The 16624-nt window shown below is 60.2% G+C and carries 14 protein-coding genes; 7 read left to right on the top strand and 7 right to left on the bottom strand.

All coding sequences use genetic code 11. The features are described from left to right. Positions 1-76: 76 nt before the first annotated feature. Positions 77-1288: a YeeE/YedE family protein gene (locus ACI2KB_RS14525; protein WP_404635576.1), complete on the top strand. Its 1212-nt coding sequence runs from the start codon at positions 77-79 to the stop codon at positions 1286-1288. 148 nt (positions 1289-1436) lie between these two features. Here ACI2KB_RS14525 and tkt read toward each other — a convergent pair whose 3' ends face one another. Continuing rightward, on the bottom strand, positions 1437-3506 hold the full coding sequence (gene tkt / locus ACI2KB_RS14520; RefSeq protein WP_404635574.1) for a transketolase: 2070 nt from the start codon (positions 3504-3506) through the stop codon (positions 1437-1439). Positions 3507-3711: 205 nt separating this feature from the next. Between tkt and ACI2KB_RS14515 the strand changes: the two genes are divergently transcribed. Then, positions 3712-4593, top strand: coding sequence for a bestrophin family protein (locus ACI2KB_RS14515; RefSeq protein ID WP_404635572.1), 882 nt, complete (start codon positions 3712-3714; stop codon positions 4591-4593). Between the two features lie 141 nt (positions 4594-4734). Here the strand turns inward: ACI2KB_RS14515 and ACI2KB_RS14510 are convergent, their stop codons facing one another. The 6 genes from ACI2KB_RS14510 to ACI2KB_RS14485 all read right to left on the bottom strand — a co-directional run bounded on the left by ACI2KB_RS14510 (position 4735) and on the right by ACI2KB_RS14485 (position 12557). Further along, positions 4735-5835 (bottom strand): polyamine ABC transporter substrate-binding protein, encoded by a 1101-nt coding sequence (locus ACI2KB_RS14510; RefSeq protein ID WP_404635570.1) that lies wholly within the window; start codon positions 5833-5835, stop codon positions 4735-4737. A 35-nt stretch (positions 5836-5870) separates the two neighbouring features. Further along, on the bottom strand, positions 5871-6899 hold the full coding sequence (locus tag ACI2KB_RS14505; protein ID WP_404635568.1) for a histone deacetylase family protein: 1029 nt from the start codon (positions 6897-6899) through the stop codon (positions 5871-5873). Between the two features lie 179 nt (positions 6900-7078). Further along, positions 7079-8071 carry an AraC family transcriptional regulator gene (locus ACI2KB_RS14500; RefSeq protein ID WP_404635566.1) on the bottom strand — a complete coding sequence of 331 codons (993 nt, stop codon included), beginning with the start codon at positions 8069-8071 and terminating at the stop codon, positions 7079-7081. Positions 8072-8299: 228 nt separating this feature from the next. Next, positions 8300-9304 (bottom strand): asparaginase, encoded by a 1005-nt coding sequence (locus ACI2KB_RS14495; protein WP_404635564.1) that lies wholly within the window; start codon positions 9302-9304, stop codon positions 8300-8302. Between the two features lie 29 nt (positions 9305-9333). Continuing rightward, complete coding sequence (locus ACI2KB_RS14490) at positions 9334-10788, bottom strand: alanine/glycine:cation symporter family protein (RefSeq protein ID WP_404635562.1); 1455 nt, start codon at positions 10786-10788, stop codon at positions 9334-9336. A 344-nt stretch (positions 10789-11132) separates the two neighbouring features. Next, positions 11133-12557: an aspartate ammonia-lyase gene (locus tag ACI2KB_RS14485; RefSeq protein WP_404635560.1), complete on the bottom strand. Its 1425-nt coding sequence runs from the start codon at positions 12555-12557 to the stop codon at positions 11133-11135. Between the two features lie 352 nt (positions 12558-12909). Here ACI2KB_RS14485 and ACI2KB_RS14480 point away from each other — a divergent pair, with 352 nt between their 5' ends. From ACI2KB_RS14480 to ACI2KB_RS14460, 5 genes are all read left to right on the top strand, one after another. Next, entirely contained in the window at positions 12910-13821 is a 912-nt protein-coding gene (locus tag ACI2KB_RS14480; protein WP_404635558.1) for a LysR substrate-binding domain-containing protein, read from the top strand. Between the two features lie 212 nt (positions 13822-14033). Then, positions 14034-14525 (top strand): 5-(carboxyamino)imidazole ribonucleotide mutase, encoded by a 492-nt coding sequence (gene purE, locus ACI2KB_RS14475; protein ID WP_074754780.1) that lies wholly within the window; start codon positions 14034-14036, stop codon positions 14523-14525. A 7-nt stretch (positions 14526-14532) separates the two neighbouring features. Next, a complete protein-coding gene (locus ACI2KB_RS14470) occupies positions 14533-15615 on the top strand; it encodes a 5-(carboxyamino)imidazole ribonucleotide synthase (protein WP_404635556.1) in 1083 nt (360 codons plus the stop codon). Positions 15616-15741: 126 nt separating this feature from the next. Beyond that, positions 15742-15987: a GlsB/YeaQ/YmgE family stress response membrane protein gene (locus tag ACI2KB_RS14465; RefSeq protein WP_404635554.1), complete on the top strand. Its 246-nt coding sequence runs from the start codon at positions 15742-15744 to the stop codon at positions 15985-15987. A gap of 80 nt (positions 15988-16067) precedes the next feature. Then, complete coding sequence (locus tag ACI2KB_RS14460) at positions 16068-16604, top strand: DUF3299 domain-containing protein (RefSeq protein WP_404635714.1); 537 nt, start codon at positions 16068-16070, stop codon at positions 16602-16604. Positions 16605-16624: the final 20 nt, after the last annotated feature.

Below are 16624 nucleotides of genomic sequence, written 5' to 3'. Positions count from 1 at the left end.
AGGATCTCTGCCAAAAATTCCGACATAAGCCGTCGGATGTATACTCCCCATCGCAAACACATCCTGAGACACATCCATGAGCCTCCCTCTTTCCGCGTCGCCTGAGCGAAAGTTCGGCACGCCGCTGGTCGCCTTCATTCTGTTGGTGGTCGGTGCCTTATTCCTTCAATCCGCCGTTGGCGGCAAGCAAGTCCTGTTGCTGATCGTCGGTGCTGCGCTGGGCCTGACGCTGTATCACGCCGCGTTCGGTTTCACCTCGGCCTGGCGTGTGTTCATCAATGAACGCCGTGGCGCCGGTTTGCGGGCGCAGATGGTCATGCTGACGATTGCCGTGGTGCTGTTCTTCCCTGCATTGGGCGCAGGCACCTTGTTTGGTACGCCTGTCACCGGTCTTGTCGCACCGGCGGGAGTGTCGGTGGTGTTTGGCGCGTTCATTTTCGGCATCGGCATGCAGATGGGCGGCGGATGTGCGTCGGGCACCCTGTTCACGGTTGGCGGCGGTAATGCGCGGATGCTGGTGACCTTGCTGTTCTTCATCATCGGCTCGGTGGTCGCTACGCATCATGCGGACTGGTGGTTCTCGCTCCCATCGTTCCCGGCGACGTCCATCGTCAAAACCTTTGGCGTGATGCCTGCGCTGATCATGAGCCTGGCGCTGTTCGCGGTGATTGCGTTCGTGACCGTGAAGCTGGAAAAACGCCGCCACGGCGAGCTGGAAGCTGCGGTGACCAGTGAGCACGTGGGTTTGCGTCGTTTCCTGCGCGGTCCATGGCCGCTGGTCTGGGGCGCCATCGCGCTGGCGCTGCTCAACTACGCGACGCTGGCACTGGCCGGGCGCCCGTGGGGCATTACTTCGGCGTTCGCGCTGTGGGGCGCGAAGGCGTTGACCGCGATGGGCGTGGATGTCGGCAGTTGGGTGTTCTGGCAGATGCCTGCCAACGCCAAGGCGCTGGCCGCGCCGGTGTGGGAAGACATCACCACCGTCATGGACATCGGCATCATGCTGGGTGCCGCAGTGGCGGCGGGGCTGGCAGGACGTTTCTCGCCAAGCCTGAAAATTCCGACTCGTTCGCTGATTGCAGCGGTGCTGGGGGGGCTGTTGCTGGGTTACGGCTCGCGCTTGGCGTACGGCTGCAACATTGGCGCGTATTTCAGTGGCATCGCGTCGGGCAGCCTGCATGGCTGGTTGTGGTTGATCGCGGCGTTCGCCGGTAATGCGGTGGGTGTGCGCTTGCGCCCGTTCTTCTTTGAAGGCGAGCGTCGTCCGGTGGTGTTAAGCGGCTGCTGATCACACCCTGACGTCATGGTGGAAATCCCCCCTGTGGGAGCGAATTCATTCGCGAAGCGGTGTGTCAGCCACAGACGATGTGACATGTGCCGACGCCATCGCGAATGAATTCGCTCCCACAGAGTTGATCGTTATACCGAGGTCAGCCTCAGGCGAGCTGCGCTTTCGCGACCTTGACGATGTTCTCCGCCGTAAACCCGAACTTCGCCTGCAACTTGTCGATCGGCGCGGAGGCGCCGAAGGTGTTCATCAATATCTTCCCGCCCGTCTGACCTACGTAACGGTCCCACCCCAGCGGGCCTGCCTGTTCCACAACCACCCGCGCTTTCACGTCTGGCGGCAATACGCTGTCGCGATAGGCCTTGCCTTGATGTTCGAACAGCTCCCAGCTCGGCATCGACACCACACGCGCCGCAATACCTGCGGCTTTGAGCTGCTCAAACGCCTCAACGGTCATCCCCACTTCGCTGCCCGTGGCGATCAAAATCACCTCGACCTTGCCCTCCACGGCGTCGGCTAACACATACGCGCCTCTGGCGACACCTTCAGCGCTGGCGTATTTCGCGCGGTCCAGTGTCGGCATGGGCTGGCGCGATAGCACGATGCACGTAGGTTTGTGGGTCTGCGCCAATGCCACCTTCCAGGCTTCTTCGGTTTCGTTGGCGTCACCCGGACGCAAGGTCAGAAGGCCAGGGGTGGCGCGTAGCTGAGTCAGATGTTCGATGGGCTGGTGGGTCGGTCCGTCCTCGCCAACGCCAATGGAATCGTGGGTGAAGACGAACACCACCGGCAGCTCCATGATCGCGGCCAGGCGGATCGGCGGCTTCATGTAATCGCTGAACACCAGAAAGGTCGAGGTATAAGGGCGCAGATACGACAGCGCCAAGCCATTGGCAATCGCACCCATCGCATGTTCACGAACACCGAAATGCAGGTTGCGACCGCCATAGCTGCCTGCTTCAAAGCTGCCTGCGCCTGCGAACGTCAGATTGGTTTTGGTCGACGGCGAAAGGTCCGCCGACCCTCCGAGTAACCATGGGACCTGCTGGGCAAAGCCGTTCAGCACCTTGCCGCCTGCCGCCCTCGTGGCTTGACCCTTGGCGTCTGCTTCGAAACTGATCGCGGTATTGCGCCAACCCTCGGGCATCTCCCCGGCACGCATGCGTTGCAGTTCATCGGCCAACGCAGGTTGCTCTTTTTCAAAGCGGGCAAAGGTTTCCTGCCACTCCTCGAAATCCTTGGCGCTGCGTTCGAGCATGGCATCGCGCAGGTGATGGCGTGCTTCTTCAGGCACCAGAAACTGGCTGTTCTCGTCCCAGCCATAGGCCTTTTTGGTCAGTCGGATTTCCTCATCACCCAGTGGTTCGCCGTGAGCGGAGGCGGTGTTGTGTTTGTTTGGCGAGCCATAGCCGATCACACTGTCGACCACGATCAGCGTCGGCGCATCGTCAGTCTTGTGAAACGTGCGGATCGCCTCAGCCAGCGCAGCCGTATCGTTGGCGTCCTTCACGTGCAGGGTTTTCCAGCCATATCCCTCGAAGCGCTTTTGCACATCGTCGCTGTAGGCTAATTCCGTGTGGCCCTCGATGCTGATGGTGTTGTTGTCGTAGAGCCAGCACAGGTTCGACAGCTTCAAATGGCCCGCCAGCGACGCCGCTTCGGCGGTCACGCCTTCCATCATGTCGCCGTCCCCGCAGAGCACGTAGACGTTGTAGTCGAACAGCGTCGCGCCGGGCTTGTTGAAGTGTTCACCCAGCCAGCGCTCTGCCATCGCCATCCCGACGCTGTTGGCGCAGCCCTGACCCAGCGGACCGGTGGTGGTTTCAACGCCTGTGGTCATGCGGTACTCCGGGTGGCCCGGCGTCTTGGAGTTCAGTTGGCGGAAGTGTTTGATGTCATCGAGGCTTACCGCTGGTTTGCCGGACGGCTTGCCGTGCTCGTCGATCTCGACCACGCCCGCCAAGTGAAGCAGCGAATACAGCAGCATCGACGCGTGACCGACCGACAGCACGAAACGGTCGCGATTGGGCCAGTCTGGATGCTCCGGATGGTAACGCAGGAAGCTTTTCCACAGCGTATAGCCCACCGGCGCGAGCGCCATGGGCGTGCCGGGATGGCCGGAGTTGGCTTTCTGCACCGCATCCATGGCCAGCGTGCGAATCGTGTTGATGGTCAGTTGGCCGGTTTCATTGGCGTTCGGCGTAGCAGGCGAGCCCATGACGTTCTCCTCAAAGACGAATAGCTGAAACGTTCAGACAGGGTTGAGCACGTGCGAGGCGGGTTCGTTCCATGAAATATCCGAGGCGGGCGACCACGAAGAATGTTTCAGGATTTTCCAGCGCCGAACCAATGACCCCCTTCGTATTCGAACCCCTTGGAACCCGAGTGTGTTACCGGGTGTTGTAAAGCCGAGGGGGTGGGCATTGCAGGACATGATCATCAGGAAGTACCGCGCCATGATCAAAACGTTTACCTACATCGGCTGGTCGCTGTTCTGGCTGCTGATCTGGGACGTGATTGTGACGGTGGATTTCATGCTCTATCTGGAGCCCAAAATCACCTTGCCGTCGATGCCGCTGACCTTGCTGGGTTCGGCATTGGTGGTGTTGACCAGCTTTCGTAACTCAAGCGCGTACAACCGGTGGTGGGAAGCCCGCACGTTGTGGGGTGCACTGGTGAACAATTCCCGCAGCTATGCGCGGCAAGTGCTGACGTTGATCGACGACGAAGACGACCTGAACCCGGTCAAGGCCGTACTGTTGCGTCGGCATGTGGCCTACGTGGAGTGTCTGTCGGCACATTTGAAGGGCAGCGATTGCGATGAAGACGTCACTGCGATGATCTCGCGTGAGGAATACGACCGGCGCAAACGCACCAACAACTTTCCCAACGACATTTTGAACGTCTCTGCGGCGATCCTTGCGGACGAGTACAAGGCCGGGCGGCTGGACAGCATTCGTCTTGAGCGGCTGGAAGCGACGCTGGTGGAAATCTCCAACTGCCAGGGCGGCATGGAGCGGATCGCCAACACACCGCTGCCTTACCCCTACGTCACCTTTCCGCGGTTGTTCATCACGCTGTTTTGCATCATCGTGCCCATTGGCCTGGTCGAGACGCTAGGCTGGTTCACGCCGTTGGCCTCGACTGTTGTGGGCTTCATGCTGTTGGCCATCGAGAAAATCGGCACCGACCTGCAAAGCCCGTTCAAGGCGTCGGAGCACGAGATTCAGATGAAGGCGTTGTGCGCGAATATTTCGGGCAACCTGAACTCCATGTTGCGGGATGCCACCGAGAAGCAGCGCTAGTGATTCGATGAAATATGGGGAACACAGCCTGTGGGAGCCGGCTTGCTGGCGAATGCGGTCTGTCAGCTATGGATGTACTGACTGACCCGCCGTATTCGCCAGCAAGCCGGCTCCCACAAAGTTGTCATCCGGTTCCGGTCATCAAGTACCCGATTTGATTTTGGTCCACACCCGCGTCCGTGCCCGCTCGGCATCACGCGGCAACGGCGTCAGGGTGTACAGCGTTTTCATGGCTTCAGCAGTCGGGTACAGGTTCGGGTTGTTGCGGATCGCCGGGTCGACCATGTCGGTCGCGTCCTTGTTCGGGTTTGGATAGCCGACAAAGTCGCTGATTGGCGCGATCACTTTCGGTTGCAGGAGGTAGTTGATGAAGGTGTGGGCATCTTCCACATCCTTGGCGCCTTTCGGGATCGCCAGCATGTCGAACCAGATGGGCGCGCCTTCTTTCGGCAGGCGCATGTCCACGGTTACACCGTTCTTCGCTTCCTTGGCCCGGTTGGCCGCTTGCGAGAAGCTGCCCGAGTAGCCCACGGCCACGCAGATGTCGCCGTTGGCGATGTCGGCCATGTACTTGGACGAATGGAAATAGGTGATGTACGGACGGATCTTCATCAGCAAGGCTTCGGCCTTGTCGTAGTCCTTGGGATTCTTGCTGTTCGGATCAAGCCCCAGATGCTGCAGGGCCAGCGGCAGAATCTCTGAAGGTGAATCCAGCAGCGTCACGCCGCAGGCCTTCAGCTTGCTGATGTTCTCTTCCTTGAAGATCAGGTCCCAACTGTCCACCGGCGCGTTGTCGCCCAGCGCGGCTTTGACTTTGTCCGGGTTGAAACCGATCAAAATGGTCCCGTACATGTAAGGCACGGCGAACTTGTTGCCCGGATCGTTCGCCTCCAGCAGCTTCATCAGGCTCGGATCGAGGTGCGAATAGTTGGTCAGCTTGCTCTTGTCCAGCGGCTGGAACACTCCGGCCTGGATCTGCTTGGCCAGAAACACGTTGGACGGCACCACCACGTCGTAGCCCGAGTTGCCCGTCAGCAACTTGGCTTCGAGGGCTTCGTTGGTGTCGAAAATGTCGTAGATCAGCGGGACTTTGGTGTCCTTTTTGAAGTTTTCCAGCGTCTGCGGCGTGATGTAATCGAACCAGTTGTACACGCGCAGGGTTTTCGGCTCGTCGGCGTGCACCGCGCCGCCGAGCATGGCCGCGCAGAGGGCGGGGACGATAAGGCGCTTGAGTCTGTTCATCGTTATCTCTCTTCTTGTCTCGCAGATGGGAGGGGTCAGACGCGTTCAAAACCTTCCAGCACGTTCACGGCATTGATGCCGATTTCTTCGACGGCATACCCGCCTTCCATCACGAACAGCGTCGGTTTGCCCAGGCGCGCGATGCGTTCGCCCATGCGCAGGTAATCCGGGCTGTCGAGCTTGAATTGTGAGATCGGGTCGTCCTTGAAGGTGTCCACACCCAGCGACACCACCACAACGTCAGCGCCGAAGCGGTCGATCTCGTCGCAAGCTTTCTCCAGCGCGGCGCTCCAGATTGCCCAGTCACTGCCAGCAGCCAACGGATAGTTGAAGTTGAAGCCTTCACCCGCACCTTCGCCGAGCTCGTCCTCGTAGCCGAGGAAGAACGGGAACTCGGCTTCCGGATGGCCATGAATCGAGGTGAACAACACGTCGCTGCGTTCGTAGAAAATCGACTGCGTGCCGTTGCCGTGGTGATAGTCCACGTCGAGGATCGCGACCTTTTTGTGGCCCTGGTCGAGGAATGCCTGCGCAGCAATCGCGGCGTTGTTCAGGTAGCAATAGCCACCCATGACGTCACTGGCGGCGTGGTGCCCTGGCGGGCGGCACAGGGCGAAGGCACTGCGTGCGCCTTTCTGAATTTCAGCCTGAGCGGTCAACGCAACCTGCGCTGCACTGTATGCCGCTTGCCAGGTGCCCGCGGTGATCGGTGCCCCTGCGTCAAAGGTGTAATAGCCCAGTTGGCCGTGCAGGCTGGTGGGCATGACCGAGCGCAGTGTGCGCGCAGGCCAGGTGTAGGGCAGCAGGTCGCCTTCCGGGTTGGTGGCGGCCCAGCGATCCCATGCGCCTTTGAAAAATTCCAGAAATGCCTCGGTGTGAATGCGCTTGATCGGCTCGATGCCGAAATCCTGCGGGCCTTCCACGGCACCGATTTCGCGGTCTTTCACGCGTTGCAGCACATGGTCGGCGCGCGACGGCATTTCGAAGCAGGGCATCAATTTGCCGTCGATCAGCTCGCAGCGGCCATGATGCAGATGATGATCGTCTGAATAGATCGTCAGCATTTTCTTGTTCTCCTGTGGGCTAAGGTGTCCGACATTCTTGTGGCGGACGGCTTTTTGGAGAACGACGGAAACGGCCAAAAGGGGATGTATTCGGCCATAAAAGCTGTCCGAAAATCGCCCCTGAATAGGGCGCACTGCCCCGTTTGGAGGCGTGCTGCTACAGGAATGGGGGTCGGGCGTCAGGCCCGAAACTGGCTCGGCGCCACGCCGCTCCAGCGAATGAATGCATGACGAAAGCTCGCCGTTTCACTGAACCCCAGCACTTCGGCGATGTGATGAATCGGCATCTGATCGTCTTGCAGCAATTGCTTGGCCCGTTCGAAGCGTAGCTCGTCGAGCAATTGCTGATAACTGCTGCCCGTGGCCTGCAAATGGCGGCGCAACGTGCGCTCAGAGCAGTTCATTTTTTGCGCAAGCGTTCGCAGGCTGGGCGTCTGGTCCAGTTGGTCGGCAAGCAGCTGACGGATGCGTCCCAGCCACGCCTGGCGTCCGGTGAATTCGATGTTCTGGCGTCGGCAGCGCTCTCGCATGTCGCGATGGGTGACGGGATCGGCGAGGGTCAGCGTCTGATCGAGCCAGCGTCTGTTGAAGGCAAAGGCGTTGTCTTCGGCATTGAAATACAGCTCGCAATGGAAGCTTTCCCGATAGCTGGCCTGGTAATTCGGTGCCGCATGGGTGAAGCGCGCAGCCGATAGCGGCAAGGGTTTGCCCAGCAAGTCGTCGCAAATCACTTTCAGCGAGGCCATGCACAATTCGGCATTGAACACGCGCAGGCCCTCGTCGTCCCGGTAATCACTGGCGCTGAACCAGATGAGTTCGCCGTCCTCGATCAACTGTAATTCGAACAGCGTGCCCAGCAGTGCCGGATACTCCAGCGCCAGGCGCAGGGCGTCACCGAAAGTGGCACTGGTGAGCAGGGCGTAACCGAGAATCCCGTAAGACGACACATGCATGCGCCGCCCGAGCGGCAAGCCGATCTCCCGACGCAGCGCTACGGCGTTGGCGCAGACCTGCATTTCCTGAAAGGTGGTGATGCGAATGTCCGGTCGGCTCAGGTCCGCTTCCGTGATCCCGCTCCCGGCCAGCAACGCCTCGCTGCCCCATCCTTCGGCGGAAAAGGTTTCCAGCACCAAAGAGACGGCGTTGAGAGTGGTCAGGTGAGAGTGAAGCATGAAGGCGCATTCCGTTTTTTGGGTCGGAATGGGGGAGCAAGAGATGTGCCGGATAAAACCGCGTAAGTCAGCGTTGTTAGGTGCTCGTTGATCGGCCGCTTTCGCCAGCAAGCCGGCTCCCACAGGTTTTGTGCCTGACTCATCATCCAGGCTGAAACAAATCCCTGTGGGAGCCGGCTTGCTGGCGAAGGCGTGTTGAGTCGCGCAACAGGATGTCAGTCGGGCGGCTTACTGCAGTTCCCCACACACATCCAGCTCCACCAACCGCCGCACGTCATCCGCTGTCAGGCCCGCACCCAGCAACGCATGCAGTTTGCCGAACGCCGCTTCGCGGGTCATGCCGCCACCGGACAGCACACCCACGCCGCGCAAGCGGCTGCCTGCTTCGTAGACGTCCAGCTCCACACCACCTTCATGGCATTGGGTGATCGCGATTACGCAGATGCCTTGTTGGTGAGCGCGTTGCAGGCTGTCTAGGAAGGCCGGGTTATCGCTGGGGCCGGTGCCGCTGCCGAAGCATTCAAGGATCAGGCCCTGAATGCCGCTGCCGAGCAGGCCGTCCAGTTGAGCGGCGCCGATACCGGGAAACAGTGGCAGCACGGCGACATTGGCCAGCGTCTTCGGTTGGCGATAACCCAGCGCCGTAGGCAGCGTGCCGACGGCCTCCCCGCCCCGCGAACGGTTGAGAGCGGCAAACGGATTGCGGCCGAAGCTGCGAATCTTCGCGCAGCGGGTTGGCTGCATCAGCTCGCCGTGGAAGTACAAATGCACCCCCGACGGCAGGCCATTGCCCAGCGCTTGCAGGGCGCCGTTGACGTTTTCCCAGGCATCGCTGTCCGGCACGCCAGCAGGCAGCATGGAACCGGTGAACACCACTGGCGCATCCAGCCCCAGCAACTGAAAGCTCATGGCCGCAGCGCTGTAGGCGAGGGTGTCGGTGCCGTGCAGGATCAGCACGGCATCGCAGCCCTTCACGTCCACCGCATCGATCACCGCCTCGCGCAGACGATGCCAGTAGGCGGGCGTCATGTTGGCGCTGTCGATCAGCGGAGACATCTCGCAAAATTGCCATTGCGGCACTACCAGCTCGGGCAGTGCGGCCAGTTGTTCGGCCATCCGCGCTTCGAAACCGGAGGCGGGCGCCAGACCGTTTTCACTGGCCTGCATGCCGATGGTGCCACCGGTATAGAGCACCATCACGTGCTGAGCCGGTGCGGCGTTTTCGCGATTCATGGATGTCTCCCTGGACTGACTTCGGATGATTAACGTGCGTCGACGGCGGGGCTGCCAGTGACCGCTTCAGCGTTGGCCGCCGGTTGTTCCTGACCCGGTTTTGGCCAGGCTTTGAGGTCCAGATCCAGATCGGGGAACTGGCTGGAGTCGAACACTGGCGTTTCGATGCCCGCCTTACGCTGTGCATCGTAGTCGTTCAGGATACGCAAACCGATCTTGAACAGCATCGCCAAGGCAATCAGGTTCACGAATGCCAGCAGTGTCATCGTGATGTCGGCAAAGGCGAATACGGTGCCTAGGTCTTCCACGGCGCCCCACAGGATCAGTGCCAGCACCAGCGCACGGTAGCTGATCAGCGCCTTGCGGCTCTCGCCGACCAGGAAGCGCAGGCTGTTTTCTCCCAGGTAGTAGTTGTAGAGAATCGAGGTGAACACGAATAGCGCCAGTGCAACGCTGATGAACACGCGACCCCAGTCACCCACGACCGCTGCCAGCGAGTTTTGCGTCAGTGCAATGCCGTCGCCTTCGAAGCCCGGGGTATAGAAGCCGGACAGCAGGATCAGCAACGCGGTGCAGGTGCAGATGACGAAGGTGTCGAGGAACACGCTGAACGCCTGAACCACGCCTTGCGCGACTGGGTGCTTCACTTCAGCCACGGCTGCCACGTTTGGCGCGCTGCCCAGACCGGCTTCGTTGGCAAACACGCCACGCTTCACGCCCATGACGATAGCGCTGCCCAGCAGGCCGCCGAAGACTTCGTCCAGACCGAATGCGCTTTTGACGATGGTCATCAGCATGTGCGGAACGTGTTCGAACTGCACGCCGATCACGTAAAGGGTGACGCCGATGTAGACCAATGTCTTCACCGGAACCAGCAGGTCGGCGACTGCCGCGATCCGCTTGATGCCGCCAATGAATACCAGCCCCAGCAACACAGCCAGCGCAATGCCCGAATAGCCCGGCGAAACACCGAATGCGTTGTTCAGGGAGTGGGTCACAGCGTGGGATTGCAGACCGTTGAACGCGAAGCCGAAGGTCACCAGCAGCAGAACGGCCATGACCATACCGAGCCAGCGCTTGCCCAGACCGTGCTGAATATAGAAAGAAGGGCCACCGCGATACTGACCATCGGAGTCGCAGCGTTTGTACAACTGGCCGAGGGCGCATTCGAAGAAGCTGCTGGCCATGCCGACCAGAGCAGTGACCCACATCCAGAACACCGCGCCCGGTCCGCCCAGGGTCACGGCGATGCCGACACCGGCGATGTTACCGGCACCGACGCGGCCGGCCAGACTCAGCATCAGGGCCTGAAACGAACTCAATTGGCCAGAGCTGCTGCGCAGGCTTTCGCGAAAGACCGCGAACATGTGCAAGAAATGACGTAATTGAACGAAACGCGAGCGAATCGTGAAGTATCCACCGAGCCCGACGATGAGCACGATCAGCAGTTTTCCCGAAAGGAAGTCGTTGATGACTTCAAGCATTGTTGTTGCCTCGCTTTTTTAGAGGGGGCGCACTATACCGGTGCGCGTTATTGGAGTCTGTAAACCGTTTCTGCTTTTGAGCCCGTATCGCTCTCTGTGTGGGTGCTTGTCCGTCCTGGGCGTTCGATCTGTAGCAGTCCTACGTGCCGGCGTTGACGTCATCGAAATCGCTGCCGCCGGCAAGCCGGACTGCTACAGGGAGCGTTTCGTTTTCAAAATTCGATTCGCAAAAATGCGGATAAAAAAAAGGGCCTGGAAGCGTCTCCTTCCGGCCCTCAAAAGGGTGAGGGGTGTCTAGGCCCTCAGCCTGGTGATCGTGTTGCGGGTCCCGCGCAGGCCTGGCATCAGGCTTTCAGCGGAACCAGGCGTGGAGCAATCATGTTCTCGGGGCGCAGGATGTCGGCGAGCATCGCTTCGTCGAGCAAGCCCTCTTCGCGCACCAGTTCCAGCACGCCACGGCCTGTTTCCAGTGCGACGCGGGCGATGCGGGTGGCGTTCTCGTAACCGATGTACGGGTTCAGCGCAGTGACCAGGCCGATCGAGTGCTCGACCAGTTCACGGCAGCGTTGTTCGTTGGCGGTGATGCCGACGATGCAGTGTTCGCGCAGCATGTCCATGGCGCGCTGCAGCAGACGGATCGAGTCGAAGATCTTGTAGGCGATCAGCGGCTCCATCACGTTCAACTGCAATTGACCGCCTTCGGCCGCCACGGTCAGGGCCAGGTCGTTGCCCATGATCTCGAAGGCGCACATGTTCACGGCCTCCGGAATCACCGGGTTGACCTTGCCCGGCATGATCGAGCTGCCTGGCTGGCGCGCTGGCAGGTTGATTTCGTTGATGCCGGTGCGCGGGCCGCTGGACAGCAGGCGCAGGTCGTTGCAGATCTTCGACAGTTTGACGGCGGTACGCTTGAGCATGCCCGAGAACAGCACGAAGGCGCCCATGTCGGAGGTGGCTTCGATCAGGTCGGCGGCTGGAACCAGTGGCTGGCCGCTGATGATCGCCAGACGCTCGACCGCCAGGGATTGATAGCCGGGGTCTGCGTTGATGCCGGTGCCGATGGCGGTGCCGCCCAGGTTCACTTCTGTCAGCAGCTCAGGCGCCAGGCTGCGCAGGCGGTTGAGGTCTTCGGTCAGCGTGGTGGCGAAGGCGCGGAACTCCTGGCCAAGGGTCATCGGCACCGCGTCTTGCAATTGGGTACGGCCCATTTTCAGGACGTGGGCGAATTCCTGGCCTTTGGCAGCGAACGCTTGAATCAGGCTGCTGAGGCTGGCCAGCAAGGCATCGTGACCCAGCAGCAGACCCAGGCGAATGGCTGTCGGGTAGGCGTCGTTGGTCGACTGCGCCATGTTTACGTCGTTGTTCGGGTGCAGGTATTTGTATTCGCCTTTGGCATGGCCCATCGCTTCAAGAGCGATGTTGGCGATGACCTCGTTGGCGTTCATGTTGGTGGACGTACCGGCGCCACCTTGAATCATGTCAACCACGAACTGTTCGTGGAAGTCGCCGCGAATGAGGCGGGCGCAGGCTTCGCTGATCGCTGCGTGTTTCTCGTCGCTCAGATGGCCCAACTGATGGTTCGCATCGGCAGCCGCCTGTTTGACCATGGCCAGGCCGACAACCAGTTTCGGGTAGTGCGAAAGTGGAACGCCGGAGAGGTGAAAGTTATTCACCGCGCGCAGGGTCTGGATGCCGAAATAGGCATCAGCGGGTACTTCGAGGGTGCCAAGCAGGTCTTTTTCGATGCGAAATGATGCAGCGGAGGACATGATAGAGAAACTCTCAGGAGAGACACGGGCTAAGCCGGAACGCCTTGAATACTAGGCTTGTGGGCGATTGCGAACCAATGCTGTTAAGCGCTAGCCTATGCACGAACGGCATAATGAAGATGTGACGTTCGGATTGTGACGAGCGTATGAATGTGCTCGGCCGATCATCGCCAATGGGCGCAAACCTGTGGGAGCGAATTTATTCCGCGGCGATCCGACGATTGGCCGGCACATCCGATGCAAATGTGTCGCCCGCACCATTGCATCGCGAATGAATTCGCTCCCACAGGGGATAGCGATTTCAATCGCAACAAGGCGTAGAGCCCGATTCGTCCAAGCTCTGGAGAACAAAATGAACCTGGAAAGCAAATGGCTGGAAGACTTCAGTGCGCTGGCGGCCACCCGCAGTTTCTCCCAGGCGGCGGAGCGTCGATTCGTCACGCAGCCCGCATTCAGCCGACGTATTCGCAGCCTTGAAGCTGCGCTCGGGCTGACGCTGGTCAATCGCTCACGCACGCCCATCGAGCTGACGGCAGCAGGGCAGTTGTTTCTGGTGACCGCGCGCACGGTCGTCGATCAGCTCGGCGAAGTGTTGCGTCACTTGCATCATCTGGAAAGCGGGCAGGGTGAGGTGATGCAGATTGCTGCCGCGCACTCCCTGGCGTTGAGCTTCTTCCCGCGCTGGATCGCCCAATTGCGCAACGAGGGCCTGAACATCGCCACGCGATTGGTCGCGACCAACGTTGGCGACGCCGTGCATGCCCTGCGCGAAGGTGGTTGTGACCTCATGCTCGCGTTCTACGACCCGGACGCGGCGTTGCAGATGGACGCTGAAATCTTCCCTTCGCTGCATTTGGGCATGACCGAAATGCTCCCCGTTTGCTCAGTGGATGCCGACGGCAAGCCGTTGTTCGATCTGGAGGGCGATCAGAGTGTGCCGTTGCTGGCCTACAGCGCGGGGGCTTTTCTGGGGCGTTCAGTGAACTTGCTGCTGCGCCAGCGAGCCCTGCGCTTCACCACCGTGTACGAAACCGCCATGGCCGACAGCCTCAAGGGCATGGCGCTGCAAGGCCTTGGCATCGCTTGGGTGCCACGCCTTTCCATCGCTGCCGAGTTGGAACGGGGCGAGCTGGTGGTGTGTGGCGGCCCTCAATGGCATGTGCCGCTGGAAATCCGGTTGTACCGTTGTGCGCTGGTGCGCAAGGCCAATGTGCGGCTGTTGTGGCGCAAGCTGGAAGGGGGTGCCGTGCAGCCGGCCGCTTGACCTGAAAGTCAGTAAGTACAAGGCTTGCGAGGCCGGTTTCATTGGCTGACAGGAGGTCATTACCGCTCTGTCAAATGCGACTCTTTGCGGTATACTGCGCGGCCTTTGGCCGGTTGCACTGGTCATAATTCGTACGACAAGCCACGCCGGTCTTCCCGCGTGGCTTGTTGTTTTTAGACGCGCCTGCGGGCGCCCGATGAAGAGGCACGACGATGAGCGCACTGGTTGGCGTGATCATGGGCTCCAAGTCCGATTGGTCCACCCTTAGCCACACCGCCGACATGCTGGAAAAGCTCGGCATTCCGTACGAAGTCAAAGTGGTTTCGGCCCACCGTACGCCGGACCTGCTGTTTCAGTACGCCGAAGAGGCCGAAGGCCGTGGCATTGAAGTGATCATCGCAGGCGCTGGTGGGGCTGCTCACCTGCCGGGCATGTGCGCGGCCAAGACACACTTGCCGGTACTGGGCGTTCCTGTTCAGTCCTCGATGCTCTCGGGCGTCGACTCCCTGTTGTCCATCGTGCAAATGCCTGCGGGCATTCCGGTCGCGACGCTGGCCATTGGCAAAGCGGGCGCGATCAACGCCGCGTTGCTGTCCGCCAGCATCCTGGGCGCCAAGCACCCGCAATTCCACGCGGTGCTGAAGAAATTCCGCACTGAGCAAACAGACAGCGTTCTGGACAATCCTGACCCACGCGAGGCCTGAGGTTTTCATGAAGATCGGTGTAATCGGTGGCGGCCAACTGGGTCGCATGTTGGCGCTGGCGGGCACTCCGCTGGGAATGAACTTCGCGTTTCTTGACCCTGCTCCGGACGCTTGCGCCGCTGCACTGGGCGAGCATCTGCGTGCCGATTACGGCGATCAGGACCACTTGCGCCAACTGGCAGACGAAGTGGATCTGGTGACCTTTGAATTCGAAAGCGTGCCTGCCGAAACCGTGGCGTTTCTGTCGCAGTTCGTGCCGGTTTACCCGAGCGCAGAAGCCCTGCGCATCGCCCGCGATCGCTGGTTCGAAAAGAGCATGTTCAAGGACCTGGGCATTCCGACGCCTGCGTTCGCCGACATTCAGTCCCAGCCGGATCTGGACGCGGCGGTTGCCAGCATCGGCCTGCCTGCCGTGCTGAAAACCCGGACACTGGGTTATGACGGCAAAGGTCAGAAAGTGCTGCGCAAGCCGGAAGACGTGGTCGACACCTTTGCCGAGCTGGGCAGCGTGCCGTGTCTGCTGGAAGGCTTCGTGCCATTCACGGGGGAAGTCTCGTTGATCGCAGTGCGCGCTCGCGATGGCGAAACCCGTTTCTACCCGCTGGTGCACAACACCCACGACAGCGGCATTCTGCGCTTGTCCATCGCCAGCACCGATCACCCATTGCAGGCGTTGGCTGAAGACTACGCCGGTCGCGTGCTCAAGCAACTGGATTACGTGGGCGTGCTGGCTTTTGAATTCTTCGAAGTCGACGGCGGCCTCAAAGCCAACGAAATTGCCCCACGCGTTCACAATTCAGGCCACTGGACCACCGAAGGTTCGGAGTGCAGCCAGTTCGAAAACCACCTGCGCGCGGTTGCCGGTCTGCCACTGGGTTCGACTGCTAAAGTGGGCGAGAGCGCGATGATCAACTTCATTGGCGAAGTGCCTGCTGTGGACAAAGTCATCGCTATCGATGACTGCCATCTGCATCACTATGGCAAAGCGTTCAAGGCCGGTCGCAAAGTGGGTCATGCCACCGTGCGTAGCCAGGACCGTGCGACGCTGGATCGTCAGGTCAAGTTGGTTCAGGCCCTGGTCAAGAGCTGATCACCCAGGTTCTCCTGTAGGAGCCGCACTGTCCCGTTGAACCATTCGTCGCTTACACCCCTCTGATAGCGTGTTGCCAATTGCCGACTAGGCTTTGGTTTGTTCACTGAATCAGAGGGACATGGCATGGGCATCATCGGAACCATCTTCATCGGCCTGATCGTCGGGCTGCTGGCTCGTTTTCTGAAGCCGGGCGACGACAGCATGGGCTGGATCATGACCATTATTCTGGGTATCGCCGGTTCTCTGGTGGCGACCTATGGTGGTCAGGCGCTGGGCATTTACCAGGCGGGGCAGGGCGCAGGCTTTTTGGGTGCGCTGGTCGGAGCGATCATCCTGCTGGTCATCTACGGCATGATCAAAAAGAAATGAAATCCGGTCTGGCCCTCTGCGCTATTGCCGCGCGGAGGGCTAGAATGCGCGGCATTCAATTCCCCACGCCGAGCAACTCAATGCGTCGTCTTATCTTCGTTTCCCTGCTGCTGGTCTGCGGGCTGGCATGTGCCGCCGATTTGCCCGAGACCGACTGGCTCGAACTGATGCCCAAGTCGGATCAGAAGGCTCTTGAGGCCATGCCCGAAATCGACCACAACTCCCCGGAAGCCCAAGGCACGTTCGACAGCAAAGGCGGCCTGAAGCAGAGCAAGGGTTTGCCTGCGGTGATGTATTCCACCAAAACCGTCGCTGCCATGAACGGCAAGAACATTCGCCTGGGCGGCTATCCGGTGCCGCTGGAGACTGACGCGAAAGGGCACAGCACGCTGTTCTTCCTTGTCCCTTATCCCGGCGCCTGCATTCACGTGCCACCGCCACCGCCGAATCAACTGGTGCTGGTGCGGTATCCGAAAGGATTGAAGATTGATGACATCTACACGCCGTTGTGGGTGGTAGGCACGCTGAAGATCGAGAAGGTCAGCAATGATCTGGCCGATGCGGCCTATGCGCTGGATGCCACGAAGGTGCGGGTGGTGACTGAGGCGGATTTGTAAGAGCGCTTCTGCCCTTGTGG

The organism is Pseudomonas sp. NPDC088444, assembly GCF_044900175.1.
Taxonomy (GTDB): domain Bacteria; phylum Pseudomonadota; class Gammaproteobacteria; order Pseudomonadales; family Pseudomonadaceae; genus Aquipseudomonas.
This window is presented reverse-complemented; position numbering and strand designations above follow the sequence as displayed.